The organism is Clostridium cellulovorans 743B (assembly GCF_000145275.1).
Taxonomy (GTDB): domain Bacteria; phylum Bacillota; class Clostridia; order Clostridiales; family Clostridiaceae; genus Clostridium_K; species Clostridium_K cellulovorans.
Genome location: NC_014393.1, coordinates 21,191 through 37,973 on the forward strand (window position 1 = coordinate 21,191; position 16,783 = coordinate 37,973).

At 31.5% G+C, this 16,783-nt stretch carries 8 protein-coding genes and 4 tRNA genes; 11 read left to right on the top strand and 1 reads right to left on the bottom strand.

Annotation, left to right across the window (positions count from 1 at the left end; genetic code table 11):
- Positions 1–32: 32 nt before the first annotated feature.
- The 6 genes from serS to CLOCEL_RS00120 all read left to right on the top strand — a co-directional run bounded on the left by serS (position 33) and on the right by CLOCEL_RS00120 (position 2,958).
- Positions 33–1,313, top strand: coding sequence for a serine--tRNA ligase (serS, locus tag CLOCEL_RS00095; RefSeq protein ID WP_010073087.1), 1,281 nt, complete (start codon positions 33–35; stop codon positions 1,311–1,313).
- A gap of 242 nt (positions 1,314–1,555) precedes the next feature.
- The gene (locus CLOCEL_RS00100; RefSeq protein WP_010073086.1) at positions 1,556–2,053 is read left to right on the top strand and encodes a hypothetical protein; all 498 of its coding nucleotides are present in this window, start codon (positions 1,556–1,558) and stop codon (positions 2,051–2,053) included.
- 76 nt (positions 2,054–2,129) lie between these two features.
- Positions 2,130–2,220, top strand: a tRNA-Ser gene (locus tag CLOCEL_RS00105).
- A gap of 344 nt (positions 2,221–2,564) precedes the next feature.
- Positions 2,565–2,655: transfer RNA gene (locus CLOCEL_RS00110), tRNA-Ser, on the top strand.
- A gap of 40 nt (positions 2,656–2,695) precedes the next feature.
- Positions 2,696–2,786: transfer RNA gene (locus CLOCEL_RS00115), tRNA-Ser, on the top strand.
- A 95-nt stretch (positions 2,787–2,881) separates the two neighbouring features.
- Positions 2,882–2,958: transfer RNA gene (locus CLOCEL_RS00120), tRNA-Arg, on the top strand.
- 178 nt (positions 2,959–3,136) lie between these two features.
- On the opposite strand, the gene CLOCEL_RS00125 is transcribed toward CLOCEL_RS00120, so the two are convergent.
- Positions 3,137–3,511, bottom strand: a complete 375-nt coding sequence (locus CLOCEL_RS00125; RefSeq protein ID WP_010073085.1) for a hypothetical protein — start codon at positions 3,509–3,511, stop codon at positions 3,137–3,139.
- A gap of 189 nt (positions 3,512–3,700) precedes the next feature.
- Between CLOCEL_RS00125 and CLOCEL_RS00130 the strand changes: the two genes are divergently transcribed.
- The 5 genes from CLOCEL_RS00130 to CLOCEL_RS00150 all read left to right on the top strand — a co-directional run bounded on the left by CLOCEL_RS00130 (position 3,701) and on the right by CLOCEL_RS00150 (position 16,781).
- The gene (locus tag CLOCEL_RS00130; protein ID WP_010073084.1) at positions 3,701–6,787 is read left to right on the top strand and encodes an ATP-binding protein; all 3,087 of its coding nucleotides are present in this window, start codon (positions 3,701–3,703) and stop codon (positions 6,785–6,787) included.
- A 490-nt stretch (positions 6,788–7,277) separates the two neighbouring features.
- A complete protein-coding gene (locus CLOCEL_RS00135; protein WP_010073083.1) occupies positions 7,278–8,291 on the top strand; it encodes an SAM-dependent methyltransferase in 1,014 nt (337 codons plus the stop codon).
- 177 nt (positions 8,292–8,468) lie between these two features.
- Positions 8,469–8,981, top strand: a complete 513-nt coding sequence (locus CLOCEL_RS00140; RefSeq protein WP_010073082.1) for a GNAT family N-acetyltransferase — start codon at positions 8,469–8,471, stop codon at positions 8,979–8,981.
- 61 nt (positions 8,982–9,042) lie between these two features.
- Positions 9,043–9,642, top strand: a complete 600-nt coding sequence (locus CLOCEL_RS00145) for a phage tail protein (RefSeq protein WP_010073081.1) — start codon at positions 9,043–9,045, stop codon at positions 9,640–9,642.
- Between the two features lie 20 nt (positions 9,643–9,662).
- Positions 9,663–16,781 (top strand): cadherin-like beta sandwich domain-containing protein, encoded by a 7,119-nt coding sequence (locus tag CLOCEL_RS00150; RefSeq protein WP_010073080.1) that lies wholly within the window; start codon positions 9,663–9,665, stop codon positions 16,779–16,781.
- Positions 16,782–16,783 lie beyond the last annotated feature (2 nt).

The window sequence follows — 16,783 nt, forward strand, 5'->3', positions numbered from 1 at the left end:
TTTAAATAGAACTGAAAGAGAGGAAGAATAAAATGTTAGATCTTAAAAGAATAAGAAGCAATAAAGATGAGATTAAAGCAGCTTTAAGCAACAGAGGTGAAGATTTTGATCTTACTGTTATAGATAAGGTAGTTGAGCTTGATGAGTCAAGAAGAGCAATCTTAGTAGAAGTAGAAAACAAAAAGAACCAAAGAAATACAGAATCAGCATTAGTACCAAAGCTAAAAAAAGCTGGCGAAGATGCTTCTGAAGTGCTTCAAAGAATGAAATCTCTATCAGACGAAATTAAGGAATTAGATGACAAAGTTAGAGCAATAGATGAAGAAATAGAGTACATAATGCTTAGAATTCCAAACATACCTAATCCATTAGTTCCAGATGGGGCAACAGATGAGGATAATCTTGAAATTAAAAGATGGGGAGAACCAAGAAAATTTGAAAATGAGCCAAAAGCGCATTGGGATCTAGGTGTGGATCTAAAAATATTAGATTTTGAAAGAGCTGGGAAGGTTACTGGTTCAAGATTTACTTTTTATAGAGGTCTTGGTGCTAGATTAGAAAGAGCACTAATCAGCTATTTCTTAGATACACATGTTGATATAAATGGGTATACAGAAATTATGCCTCCATTAATGGCTAATAGAAATAGTATGAAAGGTACAGGACAACTTCCTAAGTTTGAAGAAGATGCTTTTACAATACAAAATAACGGATACTTCTTAATTCCTACAGCAGAGGTACCTGTAACTAATTATTATAGAGATGAAATTTTAGTTGGTGAAGAATTACCTATAAAGCATGTAGCTTATTCAGCTTGTTTTAGATCTGAGGCTGGTTCAGCTGGAAGAGATACTAGAGGACTTGTAAGACAGCATCAATTTAATAAAGTTGAACTTGTTAAGTTTACAAAACAAGAACAAAGTTATGAAGAATTAGATAAACTAGTTAAAGACGCAGAAAGTATACTAGAAGGACTTGGATTACCATATAGAAAGGTAAGAATATGCAAGGGTGATTTAGGATTTACAGCGGCTTTAAAATATGATTTGGAAGTATGGATGCCAAGTTATAATAAATATGTAGAGATATCAAGTTGTTCAAATTTTGAAGATTTCCAAGCTAGAAGAGCAAACATAAAATATAGAGAAGATGCAAAAGCTAAACCACAATTTGTTCACACATTAAATGGATCTGGTCTTGCAGTAGGAAGAACTTTTGCTGCTATTCTTGAAAATTATCAAAATGAAGATGGCAGTGTAACAATTCCAGAAGTTTTAAGAAAATACATGGGTGGAGTAGAAGTTATAAAATAGTTTCATTAGAAAAAAATAAAGTATGAAAATTGTTAATGTATAGTTATTTGGTTATGTAAAAATATAATAAAATAGTTTTATAATTTATATAAAGTTGTCTTATGATAAGTAAAGAATTTTGGTTATTCTTATCTGTATCAGGAGACAACTTTTTTATTGAAAAGGTTTCCTAATATGTACAATATATTGATTTATTTTACTTTCACTGATATTATTAAGTTAATATTTTAGGGGGTATAGCAGTGAAAAATCATTTAACGGAAAAAGATAAAAATATTTTGATTACATTTACTTTAATAATAGCTTTTTCGATAATTTCAATCATGATATATTCTATTTCAATGATTGATGATAGAAGATACTTAAGTCTTCAAAGCAAGGCTAATAATGAAATGATAGCTAAAAACTATGATGATGCTATAGTGACCTTTACGGAGATGCTTGAATATGATCGAGATAAAGAAATCATCAATAAGAATATAGAAGAATTAAAAGCTTTAAGAAAAATAGAAGTTAATAATATTAATGTTAATGGAGGAGAACGTAGCGTAAAATGTGCTGTGGATGCAAGATACGTAAAAGATGTTGTTGTAATAGAAAAACCAAGTAAAGTAGAGAAAAAGGAAGATGATAATAATGAAAAATCTTATAGTAGTTTTAAAGACAAGCTACAAGACGGAATAAATAGTTTAAAAGAAGGATATGATAATCTTATCAACGGTCTTTTAGGAAGAAATTAAGAAAATTCAGAAAAAAATAAAAAAATATGTTGACACGAATATAATTTGCTGATAAAATTATATTCGTATCCGATATGGAGAGATGGTCGAGTTGGTTTAAGGCACCGGTCTTGAAAACCGGCGTGCGGGTAACCGTACCAAGGGTTCGAATCCCTTTCTCTCCGCCAAAGCTACCTTTAAGTAGGTAGCTTTTTTATTTATAAATTAGATTTTTTTTAATATATCAATGCTCAGTGTAAGTCTTTTACCTTAATCTTATTCAATTTGGGTATTATAGACTAAATTTTTGGATATTCATTAAAATCCATATAGCATTCTCTGGTCATTAATATACTAGTAACATAGAATTAGCTAAAAGTTACTAATAAACCTAATTAATAAAAGTTCTTGTTGTAAATTTATAATGAAAATATCTTATTAAGGAAAGAAATTTGAGTTTTTTATAAATATTATTAAAAATACTGTTGACATACGATTTCATAGTTGTTATAATAAAACTCGTGATAAACGAGGAGAGATGGTCGAGTTGGTTTAAGGCACCGGTCTTGAAAACCGGCGTGCGGGTAACCGTACCAAGGGTTCGAATCCCTTTCTCTCCGCCATATAGTTTTAAACTTAATATAGTTTCTAACTTCACAACCTGGAGGCATACTCAAGTGGCTGAAGAGGCGCCCCTGCTAAGGGCGTAGATCGGATAACCGGTGCGAGGGTTCAAATCCCTCTGCCTCCGCCAAAAACACCTATTAATTAGGTGTTTTTTATTTCCAAAAAAATTTGTAGTAGTAATTGATTTTCTCTTATTACTATGATATACTACATTTGTTGCATGCGGCAGTAGCTCAGTTGGATAGAGTAGCTGGCTACGAACCAGTTGGTCGGGAGTTCGAATCTTCTCTGCCGCACCATAAAAAACAAGGATTGGATTTTTTCAATCCTTGTTTTTTTGCATATAAATAATATTTAGAACTCGTTTAGCGTAAAAAATACTATAAGGCTAAAATTTCATGCCTTATAGTATTTTTGTATTATAGAGAAATAAATAAAAAAGTTACGAACTATAGATGAAACAAAAATATAAGTAATTTAATCTAAATAAGGATTAACCATAATGCCATTCCCCCATCCTTCAGACTGTGTTGAAGAGAGGACATAAAATTTATTATTTTGCTTTACTGCAATTTGGTTATCATCAGTTTTATAGACTTCAGATCCTTTTCTAAAAGAATTTGATGAATAATTGAAAATAGGCTTAATGAAAATATTTGTTTTACTCTCGATTGTACCAATTTTCGTAAATTTATCAGTTTCATCGAGATTCTGAATATTATATGTGCAAAGTACATATAGTTCATCGTTTACTTTTAAGTATGACCAATTCAAAGTTGCAGTTCTAGATAGGATATCTATAGCAATTATTATGAAAATAGATGTAATTATAAATTTAAAGAACTTTCTCATAATGACCTCCAATGTTTATTTAATGTAATAATAACATGTAGATTAAATAAAAAATAATAAACTTTTGTTTATAAATTTACAAAAAATATATATAGTTACAATATCATAGTAAATAATATAGTTTATTTGATGGAAGAATTATATAATTATAATTGGCAGTGATTTATTTATAAGTTTGGGGGTCAAAAAATGCACAAAAATGAAAAACAATGGTATAGGTATGCGTTTATTATATTATCTGTTACTATATTTCTACTTTTGGTATATAGGTTAACAACATCAGCGGAAATTAGGCATGGGATTAATGCTGTTAACGGACAAATAGATTTATCTAATGTAGAACTTGATAAAAATAATTATGTTGATTTAGATGGAGAGTGGGAGTTTTATTGGAAAAAGCAGCTTTCCTATTTACAGCAAGATCAATTTAAGCAAAAGCCTGATGCAGTACTAAAGCTTCCAAGTGTATGGCGCAGAAATATTGTCAATGGAGAAAGATTGACTTCCTTTGGATACGCTACATATAGATTGAAGGTGAAAGTTAAAAACAAAGATCAGTTATTAACATTAAAGTTGCCTGCAATTCATACTTCTTATAGTGTTTATATAAATGATAAACTAATAGGTTCAGGTGGTATAGCAGGACAAGATAAGGCGACTTCTAAGGCTGATTTAAAAACTGTAATTTCAACATTTGCACCTCCTGGAGAGGAATTTTATATTATTATTCATGTATCCAATTTCAGTGGATCTTTATCTGGAATTTGGGATTCTATACAATTAGGAAATCAAGAGAGCATTAATTCTCTTTGGTCAGATTACATAAAAAAGGACTTATTTTTATTTGGTAGTTCATTAATTATGGCTATATACCATTTGAGTATATTTTTTATGAGAGGAAAGAAAAAACCTTCCTTATATTTTGCTATTCTGTGTATAATTGTAAATATTCGAATCAGTGTTCTTGATAGTTATTTTATCTATAAAATCATTCCTTCTGCTTCCTATGGATTAGTAAACTTTTTAAATTTCTTCACAATATTCTGGGGACCAGTTATATACGCTTTTTTCATTTTTGAATTATTTCCTTTTAAGAAAGCTAAAGTTATAAAAAATGCTATTAGTTACATAGCTATTCTTGAAACATTAATTGCGCTGATAATGCCTGTACATGTATATACCGTAGGCACAATAGTTTATGATGCTATTGATGTAGTTACATTAGGAATTTGTACTTTTATATCCATTAGAGCAGTATTTAAAAAACAAGAAGGTGCAGTGATAATTTTAACAAGTAGTATCATTGTTGTTTTTTCAATGATATATGACACTGTCTTTGAATTAAAGTTAGTTGGTGGACATACGGAGGTTACCCCTATTGCATTTTTCATATTTATATTTTTACAGGCGTTTACCTTAGCTAGAAATTTTTCTAAAGATTATAATGATGTAATAGTTATGACAACGCAGTTAGAAGATATGCTTAATAAAGAAAAGACTCTTACTGAAAAATTAACAAAGCTTGATAAGTTAAAGGATGAGTTTTTAGCTAATACATCCCACGAACTTAGGACTCCATTGAACGGAATAATAAATATGACTGAGGCAGTATTAAGCGGTGCTGAAGGATATGTTAATGATATGCAGCGTAGAAACTTAAGTCTTGTAGTTTCTAGTGGAAAGAGATTAAACAATCTTGTAAATGATATTTTAGATATGTCTAGACTTAAATATAAGGATATTAGATTAAATAGAAAAACCTATGATGCAAAAAAATTGATTTTTTCGGTAGTAAATATTTTTGAATATATTAAACCAAATAAGCAAGTGAGAATAGAGTTAAGTATTGAAGAAAAGTTACCATTTATACTTGTTGATGAGGATAGGTTTAATCAGATTCTATTTAATATAATCGGTAATGCTATGAAATTTACTCACAAAGGAAAGATTGCCGTTAGTACTGAAAGAATTGATAACTTTGTGGAAATTAGGATTGAAGATACTGGTATAGGTATATCAGAAGATAAGCTTGATCAGATATGGAATGCATTTGAGCAGATAGATGCATCTATTACAAGAAAATATGGTGGTATGGGGCTTGGATTATCAATAACAAAAAATTTGGTAGAACTTCATGGTGGAAGTATAAATGTAGAGTCTCAAATAAATAAAGGAACAATCTTTAGATTCACAGTACCAATATCAGAGGAAGAAATTGAAGAGAATAGTTCAAAATCTAACTTAGAAGATAAAAAGTATAACTATGCATTATCAGTACCAGAAAGAATACATGGAGATTCAGGAAAAATATTGGTAGTAGATGATGAAATAATTAATTTACACTCCATTGCTAATATATTAAAGCATGAGAATTATGATATAACTTGTGTTGCTGATGGGGAAAGTGCTATAGAGATACTTAAAAGAGATAAGAGCTTTTCTTTAGTAATTTTAGATATAATGATGCCGGATATGACTGGTTATCAGGTATGTAAGGCAATAAGAGAAACAGATAATTTATTTGAGATGCCAATTTTAATGCTAACAGCTAGTAATCAGCCAAAGACTGTTATACAAGCATTTAAAGAGGGAGCTAATGACTTTTTGTACAAACCTTTTGAAGTAGATGAACTACTAGCAAGAACTAAAACTTTGACAGAGCTAAAAAAGTCAGTTATCAAAGCTTTCGATATGGAGATGGCATTTCTGCAAGCACAAATAAAGCCACACTTTTTATTCAACGTAATAAACACAATTGTAGCTCTTTGTGATGATAATCCAGAGGAAGCTAGTGAATTATTAATTGAATTTAGCAGTTATCTAAGAAGTAGTTTTGATTTTAGAAATTTAGAACAAGCTATAGCATTAGAAAAAGAAATAGAGTATGTGAATTCTTATTTGAAGTTAGAGAAAGCTCGATTTGGAGAAAAGTTAACTATAGAATTTGATATAGATGATAGCATTAAGGCAAAAATACCTCCACTAGTGATTCAACCATTAGTTGAGAATGCTGTTAAGCATGGTGTTATGAAAAAAAGCGAAGGTGGTACGGTTAGATTGTCGATAAAAGAGACTAATGGAGAAATTAATGTTTCAGTAAAAGATGATGGGGTTGGTATTTCTAAGGATATTCTACAAGGTATATTAAAAAATGATTCAAAAAGGAGAAGTGTTGGGGTAAAAAATATTGATAAGAGATTAAAAAGAATTTCTGGCAGGGGGCTTCAGATAAATAGTAATGAAGGGGAAGGAACTGAGATTCAGTTTTCAATTTAGCTATTTGTTCAGTTTTTGTTCAGAGCTAAAGAGTACAATATATTATAATGAAGTTCATAATAATTTCGATTATATGACACATTTAGACAAATGAAACATAACTGTACAAAAATTAATTCGAGCTATCATAAGGCTTCTATTAATTAATATGTTTTGTACTGATATATTTGTTCTGATAATCAACTACATACTTCTAATTATTTAACAAAGCAAACCTAATTTTAAATTACATTTCAATAGTAATAATAAGCATCCATTATCAGCAATTTATTTGTTGTCAATGGATGTACCCTATCTTAAATTTTCATTTAAATATTGTGTAGAAAAATTATCAGAACTTATGTATCATGATTTATACATAGTAGCGGCCCATAAACAATAGGGGAAGTAAATGTTATTAAATGATAATTAATACATAAACTGATGTATATAAATTTTATATAAAAATATATGTTTAGTCTATATTTTATTATAGGTGGTTAAATTACGGATGGATAATTATAGAGAGAAGTTGAAGAAAATCACAGAAACTTTATTAAAAGATGAAGATGATTATGGTGAAATAAAAAAGGCTACAGATGATTTATATGATGTTTTTGTAGCTGTGTCGGATTTAAAGGAAGATGATGCAAGTTGCAGAGAGGATGTTTATCTTTCTAAAGGAAAAGCAATAGGAACAGTTTGGGCGGCAATGTGTATAAAAGAATTTATGAGGACTAAAAGATTTATCAAAGGTGTATTTCTTGCAATAAAAGAAGCTCAAAAAAAATTCAAAGATACACAAATTCATATATTATATGCTGGAACTGGGCCTTTTGCTACTTTAATATTACCATTGACTACTATGTTTTCTAGTGAAGAAATTAAGGTTACTTTACTTGAAATAAATTCTGAAAGTATTAAAAATCTTAAGACGGTTATTAGTGTTTTGGGAGCTGCAAGTTATATAGAAGAAATTGTTCAATGTGATGCAACCACATATAAAGTAAATAAGGACAAGAATGTTCATATGATTGTTACGGAGACTATGCAGAGGGCACTTAAGAAGGAACCTCAGGTTTCCATCACTTTAAATTTAGTTCCGCAGATGATTGAAGGTGGTATATTAGTACCACAGAATGTAACAGTATCTGCAGCATTAATAGACCCCAAGAGAGATTTAGATAGAATTATGGGGATTGAAGGTGCCGACGAAGATTTTTGCTATATGCTAGGCAAAGTATTTGAACTAACTAAGGATACAACGGTAGTAGAAAATAAAGAGGGATATAAATTTCCAGAGATTGAAATTCAGATTCCAATGAATATAGAAAGAAGATTTAGAAGTTTAAATTTGCTTACGGATATACAGGTTTTTGGAGAGGAAAAATTGACATATTTGCAATGCTCATTAAACTTACCTCAAAAGCTTATGTACATAGAGTGGGAAATCGATAATTTAGAAAAATTTATATTTGAATACATAGTAAACGAAACTCCAGGATTTATGTTTCGAAAGATATAACAATTGATTTAAGGTATTATAGGAGATTTATCTTGCAATATGTAAGAAAATGTGAAGCTATATAATGGTTTTCTAACTAAATATCTAGTTTAAATTAATAAAAACTAAACTAGTATAAAATATATAAACTTTTAAAACTACGAAATTGGGATTTAGATTAAGGAAGTGAAAATAAAGTTGAAAAGCTCTATATATAATTATGATGAAGGTAATATTTCATTATGCCCGGTAGAGTCATATCATTCAGAATTTCTGTTTAGATTATTTATCGAAAGTCGTTCTGACTTGTCCTTAATAAGTGGTTTAGATGAAGAACAAAAGTTAAATATTATATATCAACAATTTATTATGGAACAGCAACAATTAGAAGTAATGTATCCGAAAGCTGACTTTAATGTTGTGATGCTTAATAATGAGCCAATAGGAAGGTTTTATGTTTATTATGGAGAGAGGAAAGTGCGTGTTTTAGAAATAGCACTTTTGGAAAAATATAGAAGGATAGGAATTGGTTCAAAATTACTGATAACAGTAATTGAAGAGGCTGGTAGGTTAGGAAAAAATCTAAATCTTCAAGTAGCATGGTTTAATGCAGGGGCATATACATTCTATGAAAAGCTTGGATTTAAGGTTATAGATGATTCTTATGTATATAAAACGATGGAATATGCAAAAGGCTATAATCGTATGTAGTAATACTACATACTTAGATTATAAATGTTTTTAAATTATATTATGGAAGGGGAAATCAATTATGGATCCAATTTTAGCTCAAATTATTTTATGGCCAGGAAATTTTGTACCAAGGGGTTGGCTAGCTTGCGAAGGACAGGAATTACCAATAAACCAGTACACTGCACTTTATTCACTTTTAGGAACAACTTATGGGGGGAATGGAAGTACCACTTTCAAACTACCAGATTTAAGAGGAAGAGTTCCAGTAGGGTCAGGTATCTGCGGTGGTATTAATTTTCAACAAGGCAACAGTGGAGGAAATTTTAATGTTACATTAACACAACAACAAATGCCAGCACATACACACTCAACTACTGTAACTCAAGGAGCAGTAACAGTAAATGGAGGAATACCTTTTAATGGAGGAGAAGGCACTACTAATACACCTTCAGCAAGTTCTAAATTAGCAGTAGGTATTACAGCTGGTGGGGATATACCTAATATTTACAACACATCAGAGGCAACGGGTTCAGTTACTGGTAGCTTTACAGGTCAAGTTACTGGAACAACAGTAACAGTTGGAAGTGCAGGAGGCAATCAAGGTGTTAATGTGATGCAACCATTTTTAGCATTAAGATATATTATTGCTACTGAAGGAATTTATCCTAGTAGAGATTAACAATAATATTTGGAGGTAAGATGGTACTATTTAAAAGTAAGAATAATAGATGTAAAAGAATAGTTGCAATACTTCTAATATTTACAATGCTTAATTCTATCATTTATGGATGGAATTTTGGTATGTTAGAGGTACATGCAGTAGGTTTAGTTAATGGAGGAAATAACGGTGTTATCACTTTTGGCACATTAAGTACACTTGAGCTTAAGTCGTCAACTTCTGTTGCTGGTGGGCAAATCAATGTCATAGATAACCTTGGAAGTGGATTTGATATATATTCTGAAAATGGGTCATCAACTAAGTTAATGATCAGGAATATGACAGGAGCTGGATCATTTACTACTTATAACGCTACTCCGCCAGCTGCATTTGTACAAGTTATAGGAACGGCGCAAAATGCATCTAATCCTACACCTATACAATATGTAGACTTTAGAGCTAATACAGGTATCTTTGATCTTGATAGCTTAAAGGTTACTAGTGGCGACAATAACTTTAGTAGTTATAATTTTAATGTTGAACCATTAGACAGTTCATACATGCCTACGGGACAAATAAAGACTGTTTCTAATGTAGCTACATACGTTTTTTCAACATTAGATTTATCAGGAGATAGCAATTTTGATGGGATTTATGGTTTTAGAATCACTGTAAGTCAAGGCTGTCAGATTTGCGTTGATGATATAGCTGTTACGAATCCACGTATGCCAGTACCGCCAAATATTTCCCCAACTCTTAATCCTTTTATGCCTATATTGCCAGCTATAACAGAAGACGATACTGCAAATAACGGACAAATTATTAACTCATTTATAGGTACATCAATAAATGATGCTGATACTGGTGCACAAAAAGGAATAGCAATAATTTCTATGGATAATCAAAATGGAGCATGGGAGTATTCAAGTGATGGGGTTAGTTGGAACCCTATTAGTTCAGTAAATCTCACTAATGCTTTATTATTGAGGGAAGAAGATAAAGTAAGGTTTGTTCCTGATGGTAAAAATGGTACAATACTTCCAGCAAAATTAACATATAAAGCTTGGGATCAAACAGTAGGTACTACAGGAACTAGGTTTGATGCTTCAACAAGTGGGGGGAGTTCAGCTTTTAGTATAAATTTTGATATTGTAACAGTTAATGTTGCGAGTATTAATGATGCTCCAGTCATTACTCCCCCAGGTAACAATTTCACACAAATAAGTGAAGTTGATACTAATAATGTAGGTAACACAGTAGCTGATATCATAGGAACATCAATTACTGATGTAGACACAAGTGCAACAAAAGGTATTGCTATTATACACGCGACTAATGGTAATGGAAGTTGGCAGTATTCAACAGATAATGGATCAAATTGGTTTGATGTTGGTGTTGTTGATGATGAGAGCAATTCATTATTACTAGGAAATACAGATAAAGTAAGGTTTGTTCCTAATGGAATAAAAGGAACAACTGCATCAATATTTTATAGAGCTTGGGATAAGACTTCTGGAAATGCAGGAGATAAAGTTTCAACAATTTCAAATGGAGGAACTTCAGCATTTAGCTTTGATTTTAGTAAATCAAATATTACTGTAAGTGATGTCAATTATGCACCGACCTTAACAAGTGTAGCTACACTCAATGGATTAGATAAAACTAATACTATAACTTATGCAGACTTGGTAGCAGCTGCTGACGAAGCAGACTCTGATGGAGATACTGTAAGCTTTAGAATTGAAGGTGTAAATACAGGAAATTTACTTAAAAATGGTTTACCAGTAGCTACTGGGGTAACAACTATTGGGCCAGGTGAAAGCTTAAGTTGGACTGTAGCAAATAATACAAGTGGTTTAATAAATGCATTTACAGTAAAAGTTTTTGATGGAACAGCTACTTCAAGTACAGCTGTTCAAGTTAAAGTAAATGTACAAGATACTACTCCACCTGTAATACCAGGTGCAAATTGCCCAAATGACGGGACTTATTTGGTAGGAAATACTCTTAATTTTGGAGTTTTCTCAAATGAAGTTTTATTTGTAACAGAAGGTGCAACTGGTAAGCCGTATCTAGAAATACTACTGGGCAAAGGTACAGCAAATGCAAGAACAGTAAGAGCAGAATATGTTTCAGGCTCAGGAACTAACACTTTGAACTTTGCTTATACTATTGTAAGTGGAGATTCTTCTGGTCAATATGAAACAGAGCTAAACCCAATGATACAATTAAACAATTGTACCATAATGGATACATCAGGGAATAATGTAGTATCAAGCTTTTCAAACTATGATTTATCAAGAGTTATTGTTGATACTTTTGCTCCAGTATGGAGAACTGGTTATCCAAAGGTAGATACAATAACATCAAACTCAATAAAAGTAGTGATGCAATCAATTGATGAGACAGGAACAGCTTATTATGTTTGTTTACCAAATAATTCAGGTGAACCATCAGTAGCTCAAGTGAAAGCTGGGCAAGATGCTACAGGAAGTCCATTAGTGTCAAGTCTTAGTGGTTCGTCACCAGTAAATATAACGTCAGATACTTTCTTTACTGTAAGTTCATTAGCCGTAGCAGCAGATTATGATATATATGTTGTTGTAGAAGATGCTTTTGGAAACATAGTAACAACAAATAAAAGGATAGATGCTAAAACAAAAACAATTCCAATAGCTGATTTTTCTATAAGTTCAAAGACTGCTAATACAGCAAGTTTAACTTGGACTAGTGCAATCGGAACTTCTGGTATAGTCGTTGAACAAGCCTTGGTTGGTACAGTAAATTGGATTCCTGCAGTAACAGGACCATTAGCACTAAATGCTAGTACAGCAAAGGTAATAGGGCTTGCAGCAAACACTGCTTACAAGTTTAGATTAATTGTAACTGGTGGAGTTAATGAAGGAATTTCAAATGTAGTAACAGTCTCTACTGATGAACTTCCATTAGTAATCTCAGTGGCTGGACCTTCTAATAGTACGTATAAAGTGGGGGACATTCTTGATTTTAAGGTAACTTATGATAAAAATGTAACAATATTAGGAGGAACGCCAAGTCTCAAGCTTGCAATAGGAAGTAATGCAAGGGAAGCTACTTATAAATCAGGCTCAGGCTCAAGTGTATTAAGTTTTAGATATACAATTCAAGCAGGTGATTTAGATACAAATGGAATTACATTTGCAAGTAGTAATATATCACTTAATGGTGCAACAATTAGAAGTACAGCTAATGAAGATGCTAATCTAAGTTTAAATGGTGTAGTAAATCTTTCTGGAGTTTTAGTTGATGGAGTGTCGCCTATGGTAACCTCATTATCATTACCAATAAATACAACTTACAAAACTGCAGATGCCATTTATGTTACAGCAAATTTTGATGAAAGTGTATTTATATTACCAGGACCAACTGGTGTGCCATATATTGAATTGACAATTGGTACTAAAAAAGTGAAGGCTCAATATTACTCAGGATCAGGCTCTCAAACTATAAAATTTGCTTACACTGTAGCAAGTGGAGAAGTTGATAGTGATGGAATAGATATAGCTACAATCATAAACCCAAATACTGGAAGTATAAAGGATAATATAGGGAATGAAGCAGTATATGCTTATACCAATGTTAATTCCTCAGGTTTATTTGTAGATGCAGTAGCACCGACGTTGACAAACTCAGTAATAAGTTCAGATAAAAAGACTATTATTCTAAGTTTTAGCAAAAATTTAGTTAGTGCTGTAGCTGATTTTGGTAGTGTGGTCAACCTTTCAACAGATGGTGGATTAATTTATAAACCAGTTAGTTCATTGGCTAATATTAATGGTTTGGATATTAATGGAAAAGATATAGTGATAACTTTTGATACTCCATTAACAGGTAGTAAAAATAAAGTAGCTATAGGAGCAAACTCAATAAAGGATGTACTTGGAAACTTACAAACAAATGTTATAGAAACAGGCAACTTAGGTTTAGCTAAACCTATAGCTGTAAAAGTACCAACTGTTGGTGTATATAAAGCAGGAAGTCAGCTTAATTTTACAGTTGTATTTGATGAAAATGTAATAGTGGATACATCATTAGGAACACCAACGCTTCAGCTTACAGTAGGAAGTACCTCAAGAGAGGCTGTATATTTCTCAGGAAATGGTTCAAATGAGATAACTTTTGCTTATACTGTTGAAGCTGGTGATAATGACAATGATGGAATAAAAATAGCAAGTACAGCTATTGAGCTTAATGGCGGAACTATTAAAAACTCATCAAATGATAATGCTGATTTAATTTTAAATAACATTCAAGATTCTTCAGTAGTTAAGATTGATACTAAATCGCCTACTATAACTTCATTAACATTACCACTTAATAAAACGTATAAGGTTGGGGAAGCCATTCAAATTATAGTAAACTTTGATGAACTAATACTTCAAATGGCCCCAACAACTATTACAATTAAAGTTGGTGATAAATCAATAGCGGTTCCATGTATAACACCGCCACCAGGTCCTGTAAATGCTATGGTCTTTATTTATAATGTTACAGCTGGAGATATTGATGAAGATGGAATATCTTTAGGTAATATTATATATTATATCGGAACTGTGAAGGATATGGCTGGAAATGATGCAATACTTAGCTATAGTAGTGTAGATACTTCAGGAATACTTGTAGATGCAGTTGCACCAAAGTTTGTAGGGGTTGAATTGAATCCAGATAAAAAGATAGTTACCTTAAGTTTTGATGAAGATATAGTGGATGTAACAGGTTCTTTATTAGAGGATTCAGTTTATCTTTCAACAAATGGAGGAACGACTTATAGTCAATTTAGTTCATTAGCTAATAAAGGATCAATTTCTATTAATGGCAAAGACTTAATTGTAGATTTCATTACACCATTAGATGGTAGTAAAAATAAAATAAAAGTTGTAGAAAACTCAATAAAAGATGTTTTCCAAAATATAAAAACAGACGTTACAGAGACATCAAATCTTGGAACTACTATTTCAATAGCAATGGATGAACCTTTTACAGAGCAAAATTTAAATGGAAGAGTTCTTACTATAAATATTGACGGTGAAACCTTTAAAGATGCAAGTTTAGATAAAGCTAACTTTATTATAAACAATGCACCAAAGGGGGTAACTGTTAAAGCTGTAACCTATACAGATAGTACACACGGTCTAATAACCCTTAGTTATGATGGAAGCGATATGGATTCATTTATAACTAATGTAGGTGTTACAGTTTTAGGTTCAGAACTTACAAAAGGCAAAGATATTAAAACCAATGGTATAGTGATCAAAGTAATGGATGATCCAGAAGCAATTAGTATTAAGAATCTTTCACCTATAAAGGAAAGAGAAGAAGACAAACAAGTTATCACAGTTAATATAACAGGCGGTCAATTTAATGATGGTTTAAATAAAGATAACTGGACAGTAACAAATCTTCCAGCTGGAGTAACTGTAGGCTCAGTTACAAAGGTAAATGCTAATACAGCTGAAATTGTATTGGTTGGTAATTCAACAGACGATTATGATAGTGATATTAACAATGTTACAGTAAGCTGTGGAACATCAGAATATAATGATTCCACTGGTGGAAGTTCATTAATTGCTGATACTGGAGTAACTTTTACAGCTAAGACTATTGGAGTTGTAACTACTAATTCAATAGCAAGTATAGGTAAAACGTCAGCTACATTATCAGGAGATGTAATAAGTTCAGGTGATGGAACAATAAAGGAAAAAGGTTTCATTTATAGAATTTCAACTGAAGCAACTGGAGCTAAAAAGGTTGTATCAAATGAAAATACTTTAGGACAATTTATAGCAAGTCTTACAGGCCTTAAAGCAAATACAACTTACTATGTAAAGGCTTATGTTGAAAATGAAGAAGGTATAAGTTATGGCAGTGAGATGTCTTTTACAACTATGCCATATTCAACAAATGCTAAGTTAAAGAACTTAGAAAGTAGTAGTGGAACATTAACTCCAAAGTTCGATACTGATACTAAGAATTATACAGCAGTTGTAGATTATACTGTAGATAGTATAATCATTACCCCTACATTAGCTGAGGAAAAGGTAGTTATGCCATCTACCATGAGCTTTGCATCTATATTAAAAGATACAAATATAGCTACAGCTACTATAAAGGTTAACGGTGTTCTAGTTAATAGTGGACAACCAAGCCAAAGCATTTCCTTAAAAGAAGGAGACAATACAATAACAACGATAGTAACAGCAGAGGATGGAGTTACAACAGAAACTTATACATTAGTTGTAACAAAAAAGCCAGCTCCAACTGTTGTCAAAGGTAAAGTTGTTGATAGTGACGGTAAAGTTGTTGATACTATTGAAGTAAAAGTTACAACTGAACTTGATGGCACATTAACTGCAGGACTAAAAGCAAAAGAGATTTTATTTATTAATACTGCAAGTGGTAATAACAGCGTATTAGAGGATTTACTAAAACTAAGTATTGATACAAATTCTGATTCTAAGGGTTCTATTTTACAAGATGGAACAGTTAAATTTAGTAGTTTAGAAAAAGGAAAAAATTATGAATACAAGGTTATTTGTTCTATTGGTAAATTTAAAATGGAACTTGGAATAATAAGAATAAAAGTAGACAACAATGGCAACGTAGAATTAACTAGTACATTAATAGATCCATATGGAGTAATAACTGATGCTAAGAGTGGTAAGGTTATTGATGGGGTAAATGTAGTAGTATTCTATGCGGATACACAAAGAAATAAAGACGCAGGTATTGTTCCAAATACAGAGGTTTCATTACCTATAATTTCTGGATTTGCGCCTAATGATAATAAGAACCCACAAATCAGTGATAGTTTTGGTTCTTATGCATTCATGGTATATCCAAATACAGATTACTATATTGTAGCAACAAAAGATGGTTATGAAAAATACACAAGTCCTATAATATCAGTAGAAAAAGAAATAGTAAAATGGGATTTCAAGATGAACCCATTAGAAAATAATACTACATTTGTAACTAATCCAGATACTAGCATGCCAGCGACAGGCTCAGCTATTGATAAAAAAGTATTAGTTGAAGTTGGTATAGTGCTAATTTTAGTAGGAATAGTTTCAGTGTTTACAAGTGTTAGAATCAGCAGAAAGAAGAAATCAAATAATAAATAAGT

Bases quoted from the DNA above. Each gene is read 5' to 3' on its own strand.
- serS (WP_010073087.1), top strand. From the start codon at position 33: ATGTTAGATCTTAAAAGAATAAGAAGCAATAAAGATGAGATTAAAGCA.
- CLOCEL_RS00125 (WP_010073085.1), bottom strand. From the start codon at position 3,511: ATGAGAAAGTTCTTTAAATTTATAATTACATCTATTTTCATAATAATT.
- CLOCEL_RS00130 (WP_010073084.1), top strand. From the start codon at position 3,701: ATGCACAAAAATGAAAAACAATGGTATAGGTATGCGTTTATTATATTA.
- CLOCEL_RS00135 (WP_010073083.1), top strand. From the start codon at position 7,278: ATGGATAATTATAGAGAGAAGTTGAAGAAAATCACAGAAACTTTATTA.
- CLOCEL_RS00145 (WP_010073081.1), top strand. From the start codon at position 9,043: ATGGATCCAATTTTAGCTCAAATTATTTTATGGCCAGGAAATTTTGTA.
- CLOCEL_RS00150 (WP_010073080.1), top strand. From the start codon at position 9,663: ATGGTACTATTTAAAAGTAAGAATAATAGATGTAAAAGAATAGTTGCA.